The 20,165-nt window shown below is 70.6% G+C and carries 19 protein-coding genes and 1 tRNA gene; 9 read left to right on the top strand and 11 right to left on the bottom strand.

What is annotated here, in order from left to right; genetic code table 11:
* Positions 1-84 precede the first annotated feature (84 nt).
* From O7626_RS17170 to O7626_RS17160, 3 genes are all read left to right on the top strand, one after another.
* Complete coding sequence (locus tag O7626_RS17170) at positions 85-975, top strand: trypsin-like serine protease (protein WP_278062174.1); 891 nt, start codon at positions 85-87, stop codon at positions 973-975.
* Between the two features lie 115 nt (positions 976-1,090).
* Positions 1,091-1,999, top strand: coding sequence for a hypothetical protein (locus O7626_RS17165; RefSeq protein WP_278062173.1), 909 nt, complete (start codon positions 1,091-1,093; stop codon positions 1,997-1,999).
* 841 nt (positions 2,000-2,840) lie between these two features.
* The gene (locus O7626_RS17160; RefSeq protein ID WP_347404862.1) at positions 2,841-3,332 is read left to right on the top strand and encodes a DegT/DnrJ/EryC1/StrS family aminotransferase; all 492 of its coding nucleotides are present in this window, start codon (positions 2,841-2,843) and stop codon (positions 3,330-3,332) included.
* Between the two features lie 990 nt (positions 3,333-4,322).
* Here the strand turns inward: O7626_RS17160 and O7626_RS17155 are convergent.
* Complete coding sequence (locus O7626_RS17155) at positions 4,323-4,514, bottom strand: hypothetical protein (protein WP_278062172.1); 192 nt, start codon at positions 4,512-4,514, stop codon at positions 4,323-4,325.
* Between the two features lie 446 nt (positions 4,515-4,960).
* A complete protein-coding gene (locus O7626_RS17150) occupies positions 4,961-5,110 on the bottom strand; it encodes a hypothetical protein (protein WP_278062171.1) in 150 nt (49 codons plus the stop codon).
* A gap of 1,212 nt (positions 5,111-6,322) precedes the next feature.
* Here O7626_RS17150 and O7626_RS17145 point away from each other — a divergent pair.
* The gene (locus O7626_RS17145) at positions 6,323-7,387 is read left to right on the top strand and encodes a site-specific integrase (RefSeq protein ID WP_278062170.1); all 1,065 of its coding nucleotides are present in this window, start codon (positions 6,323-6,325) and stop codon (positions 7,385-7,387) included.
* A gap of 96 nt (positions 7,388-7,483) precedes the next feature.
* Here the strand turns inward: O7626_RS17145 and O7626_RS17140 are convergent, their stop codons facing one another.
* The 3 genes from O7626_RS17140 to O7626_RS17130 form a co-directional block, all read right to left on the bottom strand.
* On the bottom strand, positions 7,484-8,512 hold the full coding sequence (locus O7626_RS17140) for a site-specific integrase (RefSeq protein WP_278062169.1): 1,029 nt from the start codon (positions 8,510-8,512) through the stop codon (positions 7,484-7,486).
* A complete protein-coding gene (locus O7626_RS17135; RefSeq protein ID WP_278062168.1) occupies positions 8,509-8,835 on the bottom strand; it encodes an AbrB/MazE/SpoVT family DNA-binding domain-containing protein in 327 nt (108 codons plus the stop codon). The genes O7626_RS17140 and O7626_RS17135 overlap by 4 nt, the downstream gene beginning before the upstream one ends.
* 263 nt (positions 8,836-9,098) lie before the next feature.
* Positions 9,099-9,182, bottom strand: a tRNA-Leu gene (locus tag O7626_RS17130).
* 153 nt (positions 9,183-9,335) lie between these two features.
* On the opposite strand from O7626_RS17130, the gene O7626_RS17125 reads away from it, so the two are divergent.
* The 3 genes from O7626_RS17125 to O7626_RS17115 all read left to right on the top strand — a co-directional run bounded on the left by O7626_RS17125 (position 9,336) and on the right by O7626_RS17115 (position 11,577).
* Complete coding sequence (locus O7626_RS17125) at positions 9,336-9,740, top strand: RidA family protein (protein ID WP_278062167.1); 405 nt, start codon at positions 9,336-9,338, stop codon at positions 9,738-9,740.
* A gap of 296 nt (positions 9,741-10,036) precedes the next feature.
* Positions 10,037-10,771, top strand: coding sequence for a PIG-L deacetylase family protein (locus O7626_RS17120; protein ID WP_278062166.1), 735 nt, complete (start codon positions 10,037-10,039; stop codon positions 10,769-10,771).
* Entirely contained in the window at positions 10,768-11,577 is an 810-nt protein-coding gene (locus O7626_RS17115; RefSeq protein ID WP_278062165.1) for a 4-carboxy-4-hydroxy-2-oxoadipate aldolase/oxaloacetate decarboxylase, read from the top strand. Before O7626_RS17120 ends, O7626_RS17115 begins: the two co-directional genes overlap by 4 nt.
* Position 11,578: 1 nt before the next feature.
* Here O7626_RS17115 and O7626_RS17110 read toward each other — a convergent pair whose 3' ends face one another.
* Genes O7626_RS17110 through O7626_RS17085 form a run of 6 tightly spaced genes read right to left on the bottom strand, consistent with a single transcriptional unit; the run spans position 11,579 to position 18,118 of the window.
* Entirely contained in the window at positions 11,579-12,712 is a 1,134-nt protein-coding gene (locus O7626_RS17110; RefSeq protein WP_278062164.1) for an endonuclease/exonuclease/phosphatase family protein, read from the bottom strand.
* Complete coding sequence (locus O7626_RS17105; protein ID WP_278062163.1) at positions 12,709-13,767, bottom strand: glycosyltransferase family A protein; 1,059 nt, start codon at positions 13,765-13,767, stop codon at positions 12,709-12,711. The genes O7626_RS17110 and O7626_RS17105 overlap by 4 nt, the downstream gene beginning before the upstream one ends.
* The gene (locus O7626_RS17100; RefSeq protein WP_278062162.1) at positions 13,764-14,777 is read right to left on the bottom strand and encodes a glycosyltransferase family 2 protein; all 1,014 of its coding nucleotides are present in this window, start codon (positions 14,775-14,777) and stop codon (positions 13,764-13,766) included. The genes O7626_RS17105 and O7626_RS17100 overlap by 4 nt, the downstream gene beginning before the upstream one ends.
* Positions 14,774-15,757 (bottom strand): UbiA prenyltransferase family protein, encoded by a 984-nt coding sequence (locus O7626_RS17095; RefSeq protein ID WP_278062161.1) that lies wholly within the window; start codon positions 15,755-15,757, stop codon positions 14,774-14,776. The genes O7626_RS17100 and O7626_RS17095 overlap by 4 nt, the downstream gene beginning before the upstream one ends.
* Before the next feature lie 37 nt (positions 15,758-15,794).
* On the bottom strand, positions 15,795-16,814 hold the full coding sequence (locus O7626_RS17090) for an NAD-dependent epimerase/dehydratase family protein (RefSeq protein ID WP_278062160.1): 1,020 nt from the start codon (positions 16,812-16,814) through the stop codon (positions 15,795-15,797).
* Complete coding sequence (locus tag O7626_RS17085; protein ID WP_278066193.1) at positions 16,808-18,118, bottom strand: aspartate aminotransferase family protein; 1,311 nt, start codon at positions 18,116-18,118, stop codon at positions 16,808-16,810. The genes O7626_RS17090 and O7626_RS17085 overlap by 7 nt, the downstream gene beginning before the upstream one ends.
* A gap of 270 nt (positions 18,119-18,388) precedes the next feature.
* On the opposite strand from O7626_RS17085, the gene O7626_RS17080 reads away from it, so the two are divergent.
* Both O7626_RS17080 and O7626_RS17075 read left to right on the top strand, forming a co-directional pair.
* Complete coding sequence (locus tag O7626_RS17080) at positions 18,389-19,390, top strand: glycosyltransferase family 2 protein (protein ID WP_278062159.1); 1,002 nt, start codon at positions 18,389-18,391, stop codon at positions 19,388-19,390.
* A complete protein-coding gene (locus O7626_RS17075; protein ID WP_278062158.1) occupies positions 19,387-20,118 on the top strand; it encodes a polysaccharide deacetylase family protein in 732 nt (243 codons plus the stop codon). The genes O7626_RS17080 and O7626_RS17075 overlap by 4 nt, the downstream gene beginning before the upstream one ends.
* Positions 20,119-20,165: the final 47 nt, after the last annotated feature.

Genomic DNA, 20,165 nt, shown 5'->3' with positions numbered 1-20,165 from the left:
CTTCGCCGCAAGACCGCGGCGAGCCCCAGCGCATCCGCGCTGGCGGAACAGGAAAGGGACCCCTTGAAACTGTCCACCAAGAGGTTGAGCGCGACCGTTGCGGCGGTGCTGCTCAGCAGCCTCGTCGCCGCATCGGCTGCGGTCGCCGCGCCAGACGGTCAGTCGACACCGAAGACCGTCGCGCCGTTGATCGTCGGGGGCGGCGACGCCACCCAGGCGTACCCCGGGATCGCGTCGCTGCGGATCACCAAGAACGGCGACCCGCAGTACCACACCTGCACCGCATTCCTGGTGCACCCGTTCGCGGTCGTCGTCAACGCCCACTGCGTCACTCTCGCCGACGCCACACCGAAAGATCCGGGCCTGTACACGGTCCGGATCGGCTCGACAGACCGGCTGGACGGCGGTGTGGTCCGGAAGGTCCGGCAGATCCTCCCGCACCAGCGGTGGGACTGGGGCGCCGGCGGCGACGAGGTCGCCGACGTCGCCGTGCTGCGGCTGACCGCGCCCGTCTGGGGACGAACCTTCCCGGTCAGCCGGTCGACCGGCGCGGGCGGGATCCGGATCCTCGGCTGGGGGGCAACGAAACCCTCGGGCGAAGGACCGCTCCCCTCCACTTTGCAACAACTCAACACCCGGATCCTGCCGGCCGATCAGTGTGCGGCGGGCGGGATCAGCATCGGTGAGCTGTGCGTCGACAGCCCCGGGGGTATCAGCGGTGCCTGCTACGGCGACAGCGGCGGTCCTTCGCTGCGCCATCTGGCGGGCCGGCGGTGGGCGGTGGTCGGTAGCGGCAGCCGGGAGACGGACCTGGTCTGCGGGCGTGCTCCCGCGATCTACACCGACCTGACCCACTACCGGTTGTGGCTCGCCGAGGTCGTCCGGACCTGGACGGTGCCGCCGGCCGCGACCCGGGCCGATGACGCCACGTCATCGGCCGCTGGCCGCGCCTTCGCCTGGACCAGCGTCCGCTAGCCGGCCCGAGCAGCCGGCCCGTCTCGGCGTCACCCCCCGACGACGAGACGAGCCGGTGTCAGCCCCAGCCCTGCAGCCCGACATCACAGAAAGGCAGGCCGTGAGTCCGATACCCGTGGCGCTGTTCAACTTCGAAGGCGGCGGGTTGCAGCCCGACGGCACCTTCGACCTCGCCAACCTCTGCCGAGCGTTCGCGCACGTTGACCGGGTGCCGGCGCTAGTGGCTCTGTGCGAGGCGAAGGAATGGGGCCGCGACGGTAACCGCGGACTCCTCGCCGCCACCGCAGCCCTTGGCCGGCAACTCGACCGCCCGTACGTCGGACATCTGGGATGGCGGGAACGCGGCCCCATCGAACCCGCGCTGCTCTACGACCCGACCGTGCTCGCCCTCACCACCTGGTACAACGACAACGGGTATCCGACCCACGATGACAAACGCGGCCTGGTCGAGTTCCGCGTCCGTGCCACCGGCGTCCGCTTCGGCGTTCTCGTCGAGCACTGGGACCCCCGGTCCGGCGCGACCCGGCTACGGCAGGCCGAACGCATCGACCGGTACGGCCGCTGCCGGCTGCCGATGATCGTGCTGGGCGACCTCAACTCCACTGCATCCGGACCCTCCTACCCCGACCGGAACTGGGAATTGGCGGACTACCGAGCCCGGCACCAGAAGGCCCGCGAACGTGCCGACGGCAGCTGGGTCGACCAGACCGAAGCCGTTGACCATCTCATCGGCGCCTGGTCCGAGGAGCGTGGCGAGCGCGTCGGCGGCTGTGGCTTCCACGCCGCCCCTGACCTGGCCTGGCAGACCGGCACTGCACACCATCAGGCATACCGGCCCACGGTGAACCGAGGAATCGATGAGGGCGGCGGGCAGATCATCGATTTCATCCTGACTAACGTCGCCGGGTCCCTCGTGCCAATGACCTACCAGGTGCATGTGCCAGCAGGCACCAACCCGGCCGACTTCCCATCCGACCACCGCCTCGTCACGGCGAGTTTCGACTTCCATGCGCCCTCGACATGACCTCGACAGTCGACCTGCTGCCCGACCCGGCCGCCACCCACACCGGCGAACTCGCCTCTTGCCGTGTCGGGACCGCCCGGCGACACCTCGACATCCGTACGGGCCGGACGACTCAACGAGCACCTGGCCCACGCCAGGCTGCTGTGACCGAGCACCACGAGGAACTGCAGAGGAGCGCAACCAATGGCCACCAGCAGCCCAGACGCACGCGAGCGGCACCATGATCGGCGGCCGGCCGCCGCGCCGGCGTCCTGCGTCCGGTTTACGCCCACCGAGATCACCGACTTCATGGGGAGGGCGGAGGCAATTCTGACCAGCGGTCGACTCGTGCCAGGCGTGAACAACGACGAGCTGGAAGGACAGTTCGCCCGCCACCTCGGTGCGCCGCACGCGGTTGCCGTGTCCTCTGGGACAGCGGCCCTGGAGATCGGGCTGCGTTGCCTGGGCCTGGCGGACCGACCAGTCCTGGTGCCGGCGAACACCAACTACGCCACCGCCGAGGCCGTGCTGAGAGCCGGTGCTCGGCCCGTCCTGTACGACTCGGGCCTGTACCCGGACCTCCCATCGATCGACAAGGCGTGCCCTGCCGACGCGGCCGCCGTGATCGTCGTTCACATCCGCGGATATCTGACGCCGTCAATGCCGGACATTACTGGGTTCTGTGCGCAGCGCGGGCTCCACCTCGTGGAGGACGCCTCGCACGCGCACGGCGCGACGCTGCGGGGCCGGTCCGCAGGCACTTTCGGGCACGTCGCGGCGTTCTCGACGTCCGCGACGAAGGTGCTGACGACCGGGGAGGGCGGCCTCCTGGTCACCGGCGACCCGACGGTGGCAGGCGACGCTGTCCGGTACCGAGACCAGGGCAAAGCTGACGACGGACTGCGCAGCGTGCTGTTCGGCAGCGCGTGGGCGGATGTCGGAACTCCACGCCGGGCTCGGCGTCGCGCAGCTCGGATCGCTCGGCGCGGCGCTGCACCGGCACAACGAGATCATCGGCCGTTACGTCGCTGGGATCGACCACCCCGGCCTGCGAGTGCCATACGAACTCGAGGTCCGCTACAGCGGACACAAGATGATCGTCCTCGCCGACGACGCGGCTGCCCGTGACCGGCTGCGGACGCATCTGCTCGTCCGGGGAATCGGATCTGCGAAGGGCGTCTACGACGTGCCGCTACACCGGCAACCGACACTCCGCCTCGGCGCCGGTCAGCGGTTTCCGGCTGCGGACCGGTTCGCGGCAACGCACCGGTGCCTACCGCTGTCGAGGTGGCTGACCGACGACCAGGTGGATACCGTCATCGACGCGGTGAAGGGTTGGCCGCACGGTGGGTAGAACAACCGCGCCAGCGGACAGCACCTGATCGCCGCCCACCTCGCCCAGGTGGAGTGGGTTCGGGTCTTCGTCCTGGACACCTGCTACCTGGCCCGGTGCGGCGTCGACACGCTGCAGTGGCGGATACGCCGCGACCGGGTTCCAGCGCGCCGCACGACTATCGGTGGCAGCGACCTCGAAGCCGTCGTCGAACCCGGAGACGGTCACCTGGAGCGGCCGGGCGTCAACGGCGCGGGCCGGGGACGTGCTGACCCGTGTCGAGTCCGAACAGTGGTGGCAATCGAGCGACGCCTTCAGGACCGGGTCGGCCCGGCGATGCCGACGAGCGTTGTGAGCGGGACGTACCGCGCGGAGTGGTCGTAGGGAGCATGGCCACTCGCTAGTACCCCCGCCGAGGACTCCCCTAGGGGAGTGTCGGGTTTTGCTGTTCGCGGACATGACGGCGCCTAGCTGGGCTGTTGGGTGAATGGGGTCGGCCTGGCCCCGGCAGTCCAGCGCTGGGCCCCGGCCGGGCCGGTGGCCGATGCGAGGACCGGGTCTAGGCCGGGTCGGCAGAGCATGATCGGACCGGTGCCACCAGGAAGTCCGATCTGTGCTCGACCGGTAACAGGACGTACGCTGGCGACCTCCGTCACTGGCTTGCTCCGTGGCCACTGACGGGTATCGCTGTCCGCTGCTGAGGTCTATGGGCACCGCCTCTGACGGTCCCGGAGGCCGAACGACCCCTAACCCGAGCATTACCGAAAGAGCTTGTTGGATTACGCAGAGTATGTTGCGTGCCTGTTGAATCGCTCGGTCCCGAATCGTCGCCCATGCGAATCGGCAATGCCGGCGAGCTGGGTGATCGCCGACCCGGTTCTCGCCGCTTCGAGCCGGGGCGCGCTGATGTCCTGTCTGGCCGACGCGGCGGTGAGCGCGTGGGCTAGGCCGATGACGGTGGAACAGATCGGGACGTAGTTGCCGCGAACAGGCCGACGGCCAGGCGGGGGATCAGGTCGCCTGGCCGACCCGGGACTCGGCGGTGTCACGGCCCATCACCACGATGGCCGCCCGCAGGAATGCCGGATGTAGCAGAGGTTGGCTTTGCGCAGGGAATAAGGGTGAGAGCGGTGACCTGCGTAGGACGGTCATCCCGGGGCCGCCGAGCGCGGCGACCGACAGCAGTTCCAGTGTGTCCAACACGGCCATCACGGTATTGCGAACCACTGCAGGATGGGGCTTCTCAGTCCGATGTCTTGCCCACCAAGACCCACTGTTGGGTGGCCAACACGATGTCCGTGGTCGTCCCTGGACCCAACAGCGACCCAACAGTGTGTTGCTGTTGGGTCGCGGCTGTCCTCTGTTAGGTCGCTGTTGGGTCGCATCTGCGGCGGCGACTCGTTGTTGGGTCGCGGCCGTCCTCTGTTGGGTCGCTACGACCAACTGTTGAGTCGTGCCGACGGCAAGAGGGCTGTTCTTCGGTGCGGTGGTCATTCGTTGTTGGACCGCCGCACCTTCCGTTGGTTAGGGCGGCGCGTTGCTGAGTCGCGGCGACTCTCGCTGCCGGAACGCGCCACCGCTGCGGCGGTGCTGGCGACATCACAACGACACGAGCGCCAGGTCGCCCCGTGAATCGCATCCAGCGGCCTCTAGCCGCCATGACGAGACGAGGCCATGCTGGCGGTGATACCAAGGCGTTGCGCCGCCAGGGCGAGGCTGACGCCTTCCAACCGTGTGGTGGCGATGAGATTCGCCTCGTCCGCCTCGAGGCCATCGGCCACGCCCGCCCATGCCAGCACCAGGTCACGGTGGTCCCACGGCTCGGCGGGCGCGATCGGACCAGTCGCGTCGGCGCGGAAGAGTTGAGCATCGGAGTCCGTGTCACGGGCCTTACGGGCCCTGCGGCGAGCGGCTCCACATTGCTGCCCTGGTCTCGCTGTCTGGCCGCTCATTGTCCGCCGTTGGCTAGTCAACGGCGCGGAGGCTTTCGCTGTTGGCAACGAATAATACTGCTGGCCAACAGCCGCGGTGCTGGGCGACGCCGCCTGGCTGTTGGGCGTCTGCGTGATCTGTTGGGTGGGCAGGCAGCGCCCCAACAAACCCCGCAGTGTTGGGCGCTGTTGGGTCAGCGGCGACGTGAACAGGGGGTCTGTGCCGGGCTGGCAGGGCCATTCGTAGATGCGAACACGGCCAGTCAGGCGGGAGCCACCCGCACATGACTGCAAAACCCCGCTCCACGCCGAACGGCGTGGCCCGTCCGAACCCGTTTCACCACGAGGCACGACAGCACGACAACGCCATTCTCGTCGGTGTCGACGTCCCGATCGCCGTCTGGCGGCTCGAACGGGTCTGCCACATCGACCGCCCGCAGAGCCCCGGGAGGTCATCATGACCGACCGAGACTCACGACAGGTCGGGAGCGGCGGGTCACGGCGTGCCGTCCCCCGCTGCGGCCACGGCAGCGACCCAGCACAGATCCCGGGCCTCGGCCCTACCGCTCCGGCAAGAGACAGGACCACCGTTTGGCGCGATGTCGGGGACGTATCGTTCGAAGGCATCAGGCCGACCTCCCTGCGGCAGCCGGGCACGGGCCCGGGAATGCGGGCCATGCTGGGACTGCCGATCCCCGAGCCGCCAGGCGCCGCGGACAGCGCTGGAATCCGCTGCGTGGTCACGCCCGTCGACCGCGATGGGAGGCTGGCCGATCGATCAGCGCTCAGGTTTATGGGTTGGGCTGCCGGACATCCGGTCGAGTTGGCGATTGAGCCTGGCCCGAACGGCTCGATTGTGGTGGCCCGCACCGGTCGTACAGTCCGCATTAACCCGCGTGGCCATTTACGGCTTTCCCTGACGGTACGGCGCGCGTGTCGCATCGCCGCCAAAGATCGGGTGCTCCTATTCGCGAACCCGCGACGAGACGAGCTGCTGGTAGTTCCGATGGCCGCCGTGCACGACATGGTCGTCCGCTACCGCCAGCTAGACGACAGCCGGGCCAGCCGATGACCGGGCCAATGGAACTGCGCGCCGCGCTGAAGACGCTACGCAGCCTGCTGAAGCAGCTTGGTATCACCCCTGAACAACTGCTCGCCGAAACGACGGCAGCGCCCGTGGCGGTGCCGACGTTCGACGAGTACGTATGGCAGGTCGCCGAGGCGGTCTCGCCCGGTACCCGTCGGGTATACCACTCGTACTGGCAACGGATCTGTCAGCACTGGGGCGCCCGGCGGATTACCGAGCCGACGCCGTTGGAGATCAAGCGGCTCGCCGAGGAGATCCGCAGCGGGGTGGTCGTGCGCCGCAACGCCCGCGGTGGCCGTACCGCCGCCGAACACCTGATAGCCGCTATGCGCTGCCTCTACCGGCACGCGGTCATGGATGGACTGATCCGAGAGGTCGATAACCCTGCGGCCAAGGTCGCCAAGCCCCGCCGCCTGGCCAGCACCCGACGCGCCATCCCAGAGGCGCAACTGGCCGCGATCATCCACATCGCGGCAACCACCGGCAACGACCCACACCTGGACAGCCTGCTGATCCGGCTGCACCTGGAGACCGCCTGCCGCCGCGGTGGGGCGTTGGCGCTGCGTCCACGAGATCTGGATCCAGACCAATGCCTGATCTATCTACAGGAGAAGGGTGGTACTTCCCGCTGGCAGCCGGTCTCACCGACCCTGATGCGGCACCTGCGGGCCCACCACGCCGAGCGGGGCGACGGCGACCGCAACGGCAGCTTGCTGCGCTACCGCAACGGCCGGCCGCTGACCTCCCGCCGCTACGACCACCTGTGGCACCGCATCGGTACCCATCTGCCCTGGGTAGCGGCACAGCAGGTCAGCACCCACTGGCTGCGCCACACCACTCTGACCTGGGTCGAACGCGCCTGCAGCTACGCTGTGGCCCGCGCCTACGCCGGCCACAGCGGCAGGAACGATATCGGCACGACCATGACCTACGTGCGCGCCGAGGTCCAGGACATTGCCGCTGCTCTGGCCCAGCTCAGCGGCGAGCCGCATCCTCTGGCCGGATCCGAGGGCAGCGCACACGATCGTCGAGCCACGGACGGCTCCGCTTCCGTTTGACCATTCGCACGGCTCGCTGGCGGCTTGCAGCGGTGCCGGTTCCTCACGACGAGCGGGTGGCCTCCCTCGTGCGATCGAGGGAGGCCACCGGAGGATCTACGCTTCTGTGGCGAGCGGATGGTCCTCGCCGGTCAACCCAGCCAACGCGATCGCGACCTCCTGCAACGTCGCCCGTACATAAGTGGCCGTCGCGCCGCTTCCGCCGCCGTCGGTGTGGCCCGCGTAGGCGCGGGCCACGGCATGACCGTACGTGCGCTCCACCCACGTCAGCGTGGTGTGCCGCAGCCAGTGTGTACTGATTTGCTGGGTGTGCACCCACCGCAGATGCTGCCCGATCCGCGCCCAGAGAGAGTCGTACCGCCGGTAGGTCAGCGGCCGACCATCGCGGTAGCGCAGCAGGCTGCCGTCCCGGTTGCCGTCACCTCGTTCCGCGTGGTGCGCCAGCAGGTGCCGCGTCAGCGTCGGTGAGACCGGCTGCCACCGGGACGTGCCGCCCTTCTCCCGTAGGAAGATCAGACACTCGTCGGTGTCCAGGTCCCGTGGGCGCAGCGCCAGCGCCCCGGCGCGGCGGCAGGCGGTCTCGGTGTGCAGCCGGATCAGCAAACTGTCCAGCCCCGGGTCATCACCCGTGCGGATCGCCACCTCGTTGATTTCCGCCAGGCGGGCATCGCCGATCGCCCGCCGTGTACTGGGCAGGCGGCGCGGCTTGCTCACCTTCAACGCCGGGTTGTCGGCCGCGTCCAGATACCCGTCCGCCACCGCCCGCCGGTACAGGCAGCGCAGCGCGGCCACCACGTGCTCCGCCGCGGATCGCCCGCCCCGGTTGTTGCGTCGCGCCACCACGTTGGCCTGCACCTGGGCGCGTAATTGCTCGATCTCGGAAGGGAGAGGTTCGTCGATGCGGCGGTCACCCCATGCCTGCACCACCTTCTTCCAGTAGGTGCCGTACGCCCGGCGGGTGCCGGGCGACACCGCGGCGGCGACGACCGGCACGTACTCGGCGAACGTCGGAGCCGGCGGACGGGCCGGCCGTACCTCCAGCAGATCGGCGGGGGAGATGCCCATCCGCTCAAGCAGCAGCCGGGCGGCCTCCAACTCGGGCCGGCCGGCGATGCTCTGACTCACGCCCCCTCACCCCCTGCCACGGCTTCGTGTGCGCCCGCCAGCAGCCGGTCAAGCGTCGCCAGGGGATGCGCCGCCAACACACTGTTGATGGGGTCGGCGGCAAGCAGAACCCGGTCCCTGGCCGTGAGCCGGCACCACCGACGCACCGCCAACGGCAGGACCAGGTAGCCGCGAATGTCGATGCGGTGGACGCCGTCGAGGGCCGCGCGGACCATGATGATCCCGGCCCGTTCGCGAATGTCCAGGCGAGTTCCCGGCGCCCAACCAAGTACCTGGACGATGCTGCGATCACCGATCCGACCGCGCTTGTCGACCGCGCTCAAGGCGTAGACGGTGTCGGTCGCTCGTGTGAACTGGGCATCCGAGGCTGGCACGGGAAGTGGCTGTCGAGTGCGGCCCGGTGTCTCCGGGTCGGCAGTAGCACCTCGGGGAATCGATTTGGGAAGCACCGGCGGCACGGACGTGGTCATCGCGACCACCTTCGCCCCTGCGCGGCGGTTACCGACAGTGATGAAATGCAGTGAACTGGGTGTTCAAGGGGACTTGAACACCCACACGAGGATTGCGCACCGATGCGTAAAATCTGTGTCCGAGGGGGGACTTGAACCCCCACGCCCTATACGGGCACTAGCACCTCAAGCTAGCGCGTCTGCCATTCCGCCACCCGGACCTGCATTACGTCGCCACCTTCGGCCGAGGACGATTACTCGCCCGTCGGCCGCTCGTGGCGCCGCACGGGGGACAACTGTACACGGCCCCGCTAGATCACGCACAGCGGCCTACCCGGTGCCGATCGGGTCGCCTCGTCCGGAGAATCGGAGCCATGATGATCTCCCGCAGCAGTCCGGACGACCTGCATGTCACCCCGGGCTACCACCACGTCACGGTGGTCTCCGCCGGGCGGACGGCCTATATTGCCGGGCAGTGTCCGTTGGACGCCGAAGGTGTCCTGGTCGGCCCGGGGGACTTCGACGCGCAGGTGGACCGGGTTGCCGCGAACCCCGTGATCGCGCTCGGCTCGGTAGGCGCGGATCCCGAGCACGTGGTCCGGACGGTGATTTACGTCGTCAGCGCGGACCGGGGCGTGCTCGCCAGCGTGTGGCGGCGTTTCCTGGAGTCCCCGCTCGCCCCGGCGTTCACCACTGCCAGCACCCTGCTCGGAGTTGCCCAGCTCGGCTTCCCGGGCCAGTTGGTCGAACTCGACGTCACGGCAGCCCTGCCGGCGTGACCCGGCAACGGCGCCCAGCGTCGGTGTGAGCTGAGCGCCGTCGTTGCCGACGGGTCGTGGCTGCCAGCCGGGCGGAGGCGCCGCCCGCCGTCCGCCAGCCGGGGGAGGCAGCCACCCGCCGTTGGTGGTACCGAGCGTCGTCCCGGTGGCGGTGCCCGCGGGCGCATCGAGATTGTTGACAATGTTATTGGCAATCACATTGGTGCACACCTATGATCGGTCTGCCTTCGACGAGCATGGCGGCCTCCGCCGGGACGTACGGACGCACTCGCGGAACCGCCCGGAAAGGATTGTCGATGACAGCGTCTCCGGTCGGTCGTGGCCCGATCCTCGTGGTGAGCGCCCATGCCGCCGACTTCGTCTGGCGGGCCGGTGGCGCCATCGCCCTGGGTGCCTCCCGGGGCCAGCAGGTGCACGTGCTGTGCCTGACCTTCGGCGAGAAGGGCGAGTCGCAGGGGCTCTGGAAGCAGCCCGGGATGACCCTGGAACGGGTCAAGGAGGCCAGATGCGACGAGGCGGGCCGGGCGGCGAAGGTGCTCGGCGCCGAGATCGAGTTCCTCGACGCGGGGGACTATCCGCTGCGGGCCACCGACGAACTGCACGACCGGGTGGTCGCGACCATCCGCCGGATCGATCCGGCAGTGATCCTCACCCATCCGGCGAGGGACCCGTACAACCTGGACCACTCGCTGACCCACGAGATCGTGTTGCGGGCCCGAATGGTCGCCGAGGCCGCCGGGCACGATCCGCAGAACCCGCCGATCGGGGCGCCGAACGTGTTGCAGTTCGAGCCGCACCAGCCCGAGCAGTGCGGCTTCGTGCCGAACCTGCTGCTGGACGTCAGCCCGGTCTTCGACCGCAAGGTCGAGGCGATGCGGATCATGGGAGCCCAGGGGCACCTGGTCGGGTACTACACGGATCTCGGCGTACGGCGCGGGGTGCAGGCGGTGCGCAACGGCGGCGACCGGTCGATCACGCACGCCGAGGCGTACCAGCGGGTCTTTCCGGTGGTCGGCGGAGAGTTGCTGTGACCGGCCACGTCATCGTCCGGACCGACGTCGGGCCACCCGCCGACGCCGTGGCGCTGCTCGCCCGGCAGGGCGTGTCGACGGTGCACGAGGCACAGGGCCGGACCGGTCTGCTCGGGCACCTGCTCCGGCCGATCTACCCGGGCGCCCGGATCGCCGGCCGGGCGGTCACCGTCTCGGCCCAGCCCGGCGACAACCTGATGATCCACGCGGCGGTCGAGCAGACCCGGCCCGGCGACGTACTCGTGGTCGGTTTCACCTCGCCCAGCACGGACGGGGCCTTCGGTGAACTGCTGGCCACCTCGCTGCGGGCCCGTGGCGTCCTCGGCCTGGTCATCGACGCCGGCTGCCGCGACGTCGCCGCGCTGACCCGGATGGGGTTTCCGGTCTGGTCCCGGGCGGTCTGCGCGCAGGGCACGGTGAAGGCCAGCCCGGGATCGGTGAACGTGCCGGTCGTGCTCGGCGGCGCCTACCTGCGGCCCGGCGACGTGGTGGTGGCCGACGACGACGGGGTAGTGGTGGTGCCGCGCGAGCGGGCCCGGGAGGTCGCGGCGGCCGGGGTCGAACGCGAGGCCGCCGAGGAGGAGAAGCGCCGGCTGCTCGCCGACGGCGTACTCGGGCTGGACATGTACCAGCTCCGCCCGCTGCTGGCCCAGCTCGGCGTCCGGTACGTCGACGCGCCCGAAACGGCCAACCCGACCGACGCGCCGCCCAACCCGACCGCAACGGCCGAGACGCCCGAGACGCCCGACGGGACCGGAACGACCGGCGCGCCCGACCAGGGTGACGCCTCGACCCCCGAACGCTGAGTCATCGCAGCGAGAGCAGCAGTTGTTGCGGGCGGTGATCCGAGACGCCGTTCGTCGGGCCGCCGAACCGGTAGGAGTGCACCCGGACCCCGGCCGAGACGAAGGCCCAGTCCAGCCGCCACCAGCGCGGCCAGCCGGGCGCGTCCGACCAGGTTGCCGGATAGCGCGCCGAGGAGGCGTAGCCGGCGTCCCGCAGGCGCTCGGGCACCTTCGCCAGGTCGCCCATCGCCGGGCTGGTGTTCAGGTCACCGGCGACCAGGACCGGGTGCGGATTGGCCGCCACGTCCCGGTCCAGCGCCCGCCACTGCGGCTCACGCTGCGCGTGCTGCTCGCGGACGACCCGGTAGAACTCGCCGCCCAGCGGGCTGTGGTCCGGCACCAACTGGACCGGCAGGTGCAGGTTGTAGACCGACAGCACGCGTCCCGACCCGAGGTCGAGATCGGTACGCAGCACCTTGTACCGCCAGTGGTCCGGGCTGCCCCACCGGGGCGGCGGCATGTCCGGGGCGTCCAGCGGCAGGGCGCGCAGCACGGGATGGCGGGAGAGCGTCACCAGCTCGCCGGCCACCGCGACCTGGAAGCCCGGGAACTCGGCACGCAGTCGGGCCAGCTCCGCCTCGCCCGGCCCGGCCGAGTGCTCGTACCAGTATTCCTGGAGCAGGTAGACGTCCGCGTCCGCGGCCCGGAGGAGGGCGTACATCTGGTCGGTCTGGCCGCCCTCGTCCCAGTACCCGGTGTTCCAGCTGAAGACCCGGACGGCGTCGGCCGGCGGCGGGCCGTCGCCGCCGGCCAGGCCGCGCAGGTTCAGCCCCGCCAGCGGGCCGCCGAGGAGCAGCGCGGCGGCGGCCAGCAGCGCCACCGGCCGGCGCGACCGGCGGCACGGCGCGGCGGCGGCGGCCAGCAGCAGCGGTACGCCGAGGAAGGCCGGCGGCGGCACGGCGTCGACGGCCAGCCAGAACCACCACCGGCCGCTGACCACCAGATGCGCCACGGTGAAGGCCAGCCAGACCGCCGCCGCGCCGACCAGCCCGGTGTAGAGCCACCACCGCCACCCACGCCGCCCCCGAGCCCTCCGCGGACCGTCCGACGGCTCCGCGTCGGTGCCCGGCCGTGCAGCGGAAACGGCGACGGTCACGCCGGGCCTCGCAGCGGGGTCGGGTCGACCGGGAACGAGGCGTCGTAGAGCCGCCGGAAGGTGCCGGAGGCGAGCCACTGCACCGCACCGGTGGCCACCCCGGCGGTGATGGTCACGTTGACCAGGAAGTGCATGCCGGCGAAGAAGACCAGGAAGGGTACGCCGTGCCGGCGCCGGACGAAGCCGTACATGCCGGCGTCGCAGCCGAGCGAGGCGGCCAGCAGCCCGGCCGGGACCACCAGCCCCCACGGGCCGAGCAGCAGCGGCACCGCCAGCGCCGGCAGTACGCCGAACGCGGCCAGGCTGCCCCAGGCCCGGGCGGCGGTCTCGAAGCCCTGCCCGAAGCGGCGTGCCCGGGCGTAGAGCGGGATGCGTAGCCGGCCCCGGTGGAACAGCTTGCGGAGCAGCCCGCGCAGTTCGTGGTCGTGGTCGTGCCGGCCCCGGACCAGCGAGGTGAGCACCAGCCGGTAGCGGCGGCTCAACCGGTAGCCGTAGTCGACCTCCTCGGTGTGCCGCAGCCCGGGGTTGAACGGGCCGATCTCCTCGAAGACGTGCCGGCGCAGCACGCAGACGGCGGGGAAGAGGAACGACACGTCACCTTCCGAGCTGATCGACCAGTAGTGATATTGCAGGCCACGGTACCGGGCCACCGCCGTGTCGTGCAGCAGCGGCTCGGGGTCCTCGATCCCGCAGACCGCACCGATCCGGGGGTTGCCGAGGAGCAGCCGGACGGCGTTCGCGACCGCGTCCGGGGCCAGTACCAGGTCCGAGTCGACGTAGCAGATCAGCTCGCCGCTGCTGTGCGCGGCGCCGATGTTGCGGGCCCGGCCGCAGCCGCCGTTGCGCCCGGTGCTCACCACCCGGACGCCGAGTGCCTCGGCCACCGCCACCGAGTGGTCGGTCGAGCAGTCGTCGACGAGCAGGATCTCGATGTCCGGGTACGTCTGGTCCAGGATCGACCGCAGGCAGAGGTCCAGCGACTCGGCGTAGTTGTAGTTCGGCACGATCACCGAGACCAGCGGGCCGTCGCCCGGCGGCACACCGTGCACCGTCATCGGGTGGCCACCTCCGGCCGGTCGTAGAGGCCGCGGAACCGGCCCGAGACGAGCCAGGCGGTCGCGCCGGCCAGCGCCGCGACCGCGATCACCAGGTTCAGCAGGAAGTGCATCGCGACGAAGTAGCCGAGGAAGAGCGGGCCGCGTTCCCGGTGCACGAACCGGTACATCGGCAGGTCACCGGCGAGGCAGGCGGCGAGCGCGGCCAGCGGCACCGCCAGGAACGCCGGGCCGAGGAGGGCCGGCAGCGCGCACGTCAGCACGGTCAGCAGCGCGGCCACGCTCACCCAGGCGCGCGGGCCGCTGCTCAGCCCGCCGGGGAACTCCGGCTTGCGGGCGTACATCGGGATGTGCAGGGCGGTGCGGGTGAAGACCTTGCGGACCAGTACCCCCAGGTCGGCGTCGTGGTCGTGCACGCCGCGCACCCGGGGGGAGAGCCAGATCTGGTACCGCTGGGCGAGCCGCATCCCGTAGTCGGCGTTCTCGGTCTCCCGCAGCCGGGGGTTGAACGGCCCGATCTCGGCGAAGACCCGGGCCGGGATCGCCAGCAGCGCCGTGTAGAGGGTGAAGATCCGTCCCTCGTCGGCGATCAGCCAGTACGACTGCTGGAGGCAGCGGTACTCCTCCAGCAGGCTGTCCCGGACCAGCGGCACCGGGTCGTAGTTGCCGCAGATCGCCCCGATCTCCGGGTCGGCGGTGAGCAGTTCGACGGCGTTCGCCACCGCGTCCGGCTTGGCGGCCACGTCCGAGTCGACGAAGAACAGGATCTCGCCGTGCGCGTTCGCCGCGCCGAGGTTGCGGGCCGCCGCCGGTCCGGAGTTGACCGGGGTACGCAGCACGCGCGCCCCGTACGCCTGGGCGACCGCGACCGAGTCGTCGGTGGAGCAGTCGTCCACCACGATCAGTTCCAGGTTCGGATAGCTCTGCGCCCGCAGCGCCCCGAGGCAGAGCCCGAGTGCCCCGGCGTAGTTGTAGTTCGGCACGATGACCGAGACGAGCGGTGTGTTCATTGTTCCATCCAGTTCAGCAGGTTGGGATAGCGGGCACCGAGTTCCGCCAGGGTCAGCGTGGTGCCGATCAGGACGGCGCTGGCCACGATCATCCGGTCCCGCAGCAGGGCCCGGATCGGGTCCCCGCCGGACTGCCGGACCAGTACCGCCTGGAGGTAGCGGAACGCGGCGAGCAGGCCGAGCGGCACCACCACGGCGAGGGTGACCGGGCGCCACGGCCCGAGCGGGGCGTCGGTGTTCAGGTAGAGCAGGAAGGTGGTGGCGGCCAGCGCGGTGTTCAGCCCGAGCAGGTGGTCGGCGAGCAGCACGTTGTAGCCGGCCAGCGCCGGCCGGTGCGCCGGGCCGGCGGCGGCCAGTTCGTGCCGGCGCTTGCCGAGGATCAGCACCAGGCAGCCGGCGAAGACGGCGGTGAGCAGCAGCCCGGACGGTGCCGCCCCGGTGGCGGCGTACCCCTGGAGGACCCGCAGCACGAAGCCGGCGGCGACGACGCAGATGTCCAGCATCGGCAGGTGCTTGAGCCACCTGCTGTAGGCGACGCTGAGGCAGAGGTAGCCGGCCAGCGGCCACCACGGCAGGGCGGGGCCGGCGACGACCATCCCGAGCAGCAGCCCGGCCAGCCCGGCCGCGAGCAGCCAGGCCAGCGGCACCGGCACCAGGCCGGCGGCGACCGGGCGGTCCCGCTTGACCGGATGGGTACGGTCCAGCCGCCGGTCGACGATGTCGTTGACGACGTAGATGCTCGACGCGGCGACCGTGAAGACCAGCACCGCCCAGCCGGTACGCAGCAGCGCCGCCATGGTCCACAGTGGTGTGTCGAGCAGCGCCAGCGGTACGGCCAGCAGATTCTTGACCGCGTGGCCGGGCCGGGTCAGCACCAGCAGGTGCCGGGCGAGCCGGGGCACCCGGAGGCTGCCACGGCCCGGCACGGCGGCCGGTGCGGCCGGTACGGCGGCTTCGATGGCGGTCTCGACGGCGGTCACCGTCGACTCCGCTGGGGTGGGAACACGTCGACTCCGATCAGAACAAGATCTTCGCGAGGGAGAGCGCGCCCTGCCGCCACGGGTCGCGGCTGGTCCGCCCGTCCCGGGACGGGCGCGCCAGGTGGCGTTGCCCCCGCCACCACTCGTAGGTGCGCAGGATCGCGTCCTCGTTGGAGAGCTTGGGGCTGAAGCCGAGCCGCTCGACGGCCTTGTCGATGCTCACGTACGAGTCGTGCCGGAGTTTGTGCAGCAGCCGCCCGTACACCGGGGAGAGGCCGGTCCGTTCCAGCAGTTCCAGGGCGAACAGTGCGGGCCGGGCGGGGATCCCGACCACCCGCCTGCCGTGTCCGGCGGCGTCCAGCACCGCCTGGAAGTCCTCCCGCAGGGTGCGGAACCGCTCGGCGGCGAGGTTGTAGGTGTCGTTCGCCAGCTCGTCCGGCGCGGCAAGTACGGTGAGCACCGCCTCGACCAGGTCGTCCACGGCGAACATCTGGATCCGCACGTCGCCGGAGCCGAGCACCGGGAAGTTCCGGCCCTCCTCGGCCCACTCGAAGAGCATCGCGAACAGCCCCATCCGGCCCGGCCCGAGGAAGGTCTTCGGCCGCAGGATCGCCACCGGCAGGCCACCGGCCCGGTACCGTTCGGCGATCTCCTCGGCCGCCACCTTCGCCGCGCTGTACGTGTCGACCGGCTCCCGGGGGTGCTCCTCCGGCGTCGGCACCTGACGGGGCAGCCCGTACACGGCGGTCGACGAGACGTGCAGCACCCGGCGTACCCCGGCCTGTCGGGCGGCCCGGAGCACGTTCTCGGTGCCGTCGGCGATTATCGAGCGGATCTCGGCGGCCGGATAGCTGGGCAGCGCCGCCGCGCAGTGCAGCACCGCCGTCGCGCCGTCGGTGGCCCGGTCCATCACCCGCCGGTCCCGGACGTCACCGACCACCTCCACCCCGGGCCCGGCCCGCAGGTCCACCCCGCACACCTGGTGCCCGTCGGCGGCCAGCCGCTCGACCAGCCGGGAGCCGAGCATCCCGGCCGCGCCGGTCACCGTGATCACCACAGCGAACCGACCTTCTGCGCGACGAACCGGGTGACCAGCCTGGCCAGGCCCTGCTCCAGCACCTCGCCGAGCGCGTCGGCGGCCCGCTGCACGTCGGCCGGGTCGGTCACCAGGGACGGCCCGAGGATCAGCGGGTTGCGGCCGTTGAGGGTGTAGTAGGTGAAGATGTCGTGGTCCCGGTAGAGCGCCTGGATCACCGCGCAGGTCACGAGCTTCGCCTTGAACCTCGGGTCCCGGGCCATCCCGGCGGGGGCGAGCCGGGCCACCAGGTCGAGGATCTTCGGGCCGCCGTCGATCTGCACCCCCCAGAGCGCGCCCGCCCCGGCGACCCGGCCGACCGCCTCCGGGTACTCCTTAGCCAGCCGGTTCAGCGCCGGTTCGAGTACCCGTTCCAGCTCGCGGGCCCGGGCCGGATAGTCGTCCTCGACGACGATGTTGAGCGCCTCCAGCGCGGTGACGCACTCCTCGCCCATGCCGTAGTACGTGGTGCTGGTGCTCTGCAGCAGCGCGTCGGTGAGGTTGTCGTACGCCTTCCGGAACACCTTTTCCCGGGCGACGAATGCAGAAATCGATGACTTCCCCCCGCCGAATGACTTCGATGTGGTAAGGACGTCCGGCACCAGGCCCGGATACCGCATGAAGTAGAAGAGGCTGCCGGTCTTACCCCAGCCGGTGTAGATCTCGTCGAAGATGAGCACGATGTCGTGCCGGTCGCACAGCTCGCGAATCCCGCGGAGGAAGTCTTCGTCGCACCATGTCACGGTGGAGGCGCTGAACGGCTCCACGACAAGAGCGTAGACATCGCCGGGGTGCGCCTCGACGGCCTGCCGGACGGAATCCAGATTCCCATAGGTAAATGGAACTATGCCGGGAATGGTGGGAAAGCTGAACGACGGTTGTCCGGTCAGCCCGCCCGATCCGAGCAGCTTCCCGTGGAACCCGCAGTCGGCCCGCAGGATCGTCCCCCGCCGGCCACCGTGGTACTTGTAGGCCAGCTTCACCGCCCCCTCGACCGCCTCGGCACCCGAGTTGGGCAGGAAGGACATTCGCAGGTCACCGGGGAGGAGTTGGGCCAGGTTGTGTCCCAGCGCCGCCAGGTACGGCGAGAAGTACGTCTTGTGCACCTCCATCCGCCGCTCGGACGCGAACCGTTGCCGGGCGGCCAGGATGCGCGGATGGTTGTGCCCGTGGTTGAGTACGCCCACGCCTCCGGTGAGGTCGAGGACGCGGCGGCCGTCGCGGAGCACCAGGTGTGCGCCTTCGGCGTGGTCGACCAATTCCCGGCCGAACCCGAACGAGGTCATCAGGTTGACCTGGCTCGCGTTGACGTAACGGCGATAGAGGTCGTGCACCTCGCGAACGGTGAGCCGCTCGCAATCGGACAGGCTGACCAGATTGGGCATGTCGGAACGCTATCGATTGGTACGGGATCTTCTCTGGATCGGTGCTGTACGCAACCTTGACTACGTAAGGCAACGCTTGCCAGTCGACAAGCGACTGGATAGCTTGGTCGCGACGGAGTAGATCTCGGAATGTCAATGTCCCGCACGTTGATCCCGCTGAGGTGGGTGAACATGTCGCCGACGGTGTCGGTCATCATCCCCGTACACAACGGGTCGAAGACCCTCCGCGCGTGCCTGACGGCCGTCTACGCGCAGCGACGCCCGGTCACCGAGGTGATCGTCGTCGACGACGCCAGCACCGACGACACCCGCCGGATCGCCGCCGAGTTCCCGTGCCGGCTGCTTGTCACCGACCGCAACACCGGGCCGGCCGCCGCCCGGAACCGGGGCATCCGGGCCAGCAGCGGCGAGCTGCTCCTCTTCGTCGACTCCGACTGCGCGCCCGAGCCGGACGCTCTCGGCAACGCCCTGGCGATCCTCGCCGCGCAGCCGGACGTCGCCTGCGTGCACGGGATCTACGCGCTCCGACCGCTCTTCGACGACGGGCCGGTCGAGGCGTACCGGCTGCTGCACGGGCACTGGTGGCGGCTGCGCCACGTCGGTCGGGTCCGCACCACCCTCTTCGCGGTCTGCCTGATCCGCCGGTCGGTCTTCGCCGACGTCGGCGGATTCGACGAGCGGCTGCGCGCCTCCGAGGACGTCGAACTCGGTGACCGGATGGGGGACCGGTACGGCATCGTGCTCACCGACACCGTGGTCTGCCGGCACGACGACGACGACCACCTGGGCCGGCTGCTGCGCAAGCAGTTCAGCCGTTCCCAGCTGCTCGTCCCGGTCGCCAGGACCGAACGCGGACCGGCCGGCATCCGGGCCAACACCCCGGCCGGGCTGCTCGGCGCCGCCCTGGTGCCGCTGACCCTGCCGCTCGCCCTGTACACACCCGGGCTGCTGACCGTCCCACTCGCCGCACTCGTGCTCTTCGTCGCCGCCGACCCCGGACTGCTGCGCTTCGTACTGCGTCGGCGCGGCCCCGGCTTCACCGCCTTCTTCTACGCGGTCCACCTGCTCGTCCAGCTGACCGTCGTGGCCGGTGCCGTCGTCGGCGGACTGCGGCACCTGGTGGACCGGAACTTCGGGCCGGCCGGGCCGGCCACCGCGAAATCGCCGCGATGACCGGCCCGGTCCCTCCGCGAGTCCGGTACTCCGGGCGGATCCGGCTGCCGTACCTGTCAGCCCAGGCGCTGCACTACCTGCTGTTCGCACTCCGCGCCCAGCAGTTCCGGGCCCGCCGGCCGATGCTCGGCGACGGGCACCGGCCGGTCTTCGGGGTGGCCGGGCACAGCGTGGCGCTGACCATCGATGACGGCCCGCACCCCGAGTGGACGCCCCGGATGCTCGACCTGCTGGACCGGCACCGGGTGCGGGCCACGTTCTTCCTGATCGGCGCCCGGGTCGCCGAGCATCCCGAGCTGGCCCGTCGGATCCGCGACGCCGGACACCTGATCGGCAACCACTCGATGTCGCATCCACAGCCGTTCGCGGCGTTGCCGGCCGCGCGGCTGCGTACCGAGATCGAGGCGGCGCAGCGGCGGATCTCCGACGCCGTCGGCTGCGCACCCCGGCTGTTCCGGGCGCCCGGCGGCAACTGGTCGCCGACGGTGCTGCGGACCACCGCCGACCTCGGCCTGCTGCCGGTGGACTGGACGGTCAACCCGAGCGACTGGCGTCGCCCGGGAGTGGACCGGATCGTCCGGCGGCTCTCCCGGAGCCGGGCCGGGCACGTCCTGCTCTGCCACGACGGCGGCGGCGACCGGTCGCAGACCGTGGCTGCCCTGGAAACCGTACTTCCCCGGTTGCTCGACCGGGGGCTGCGGTTCGTCGTACCCGGTGCCGACCGGTAGGTGACGACGTGCCGTGTTGTCGTACGACGACGCCGGGCAGTGCCGCC

Source organism: Micromonospora sp. WMMD1102 (assembly GCF_029626265.1).
GTDB lineage: Bacteria > Actinomycetota > Actinomycetes > Mycobacteriales > Micromonosporaceae > Plantactinospora.
This window is presented reverse-complemented; position numbering and strand designations above follow the sequence as displayed.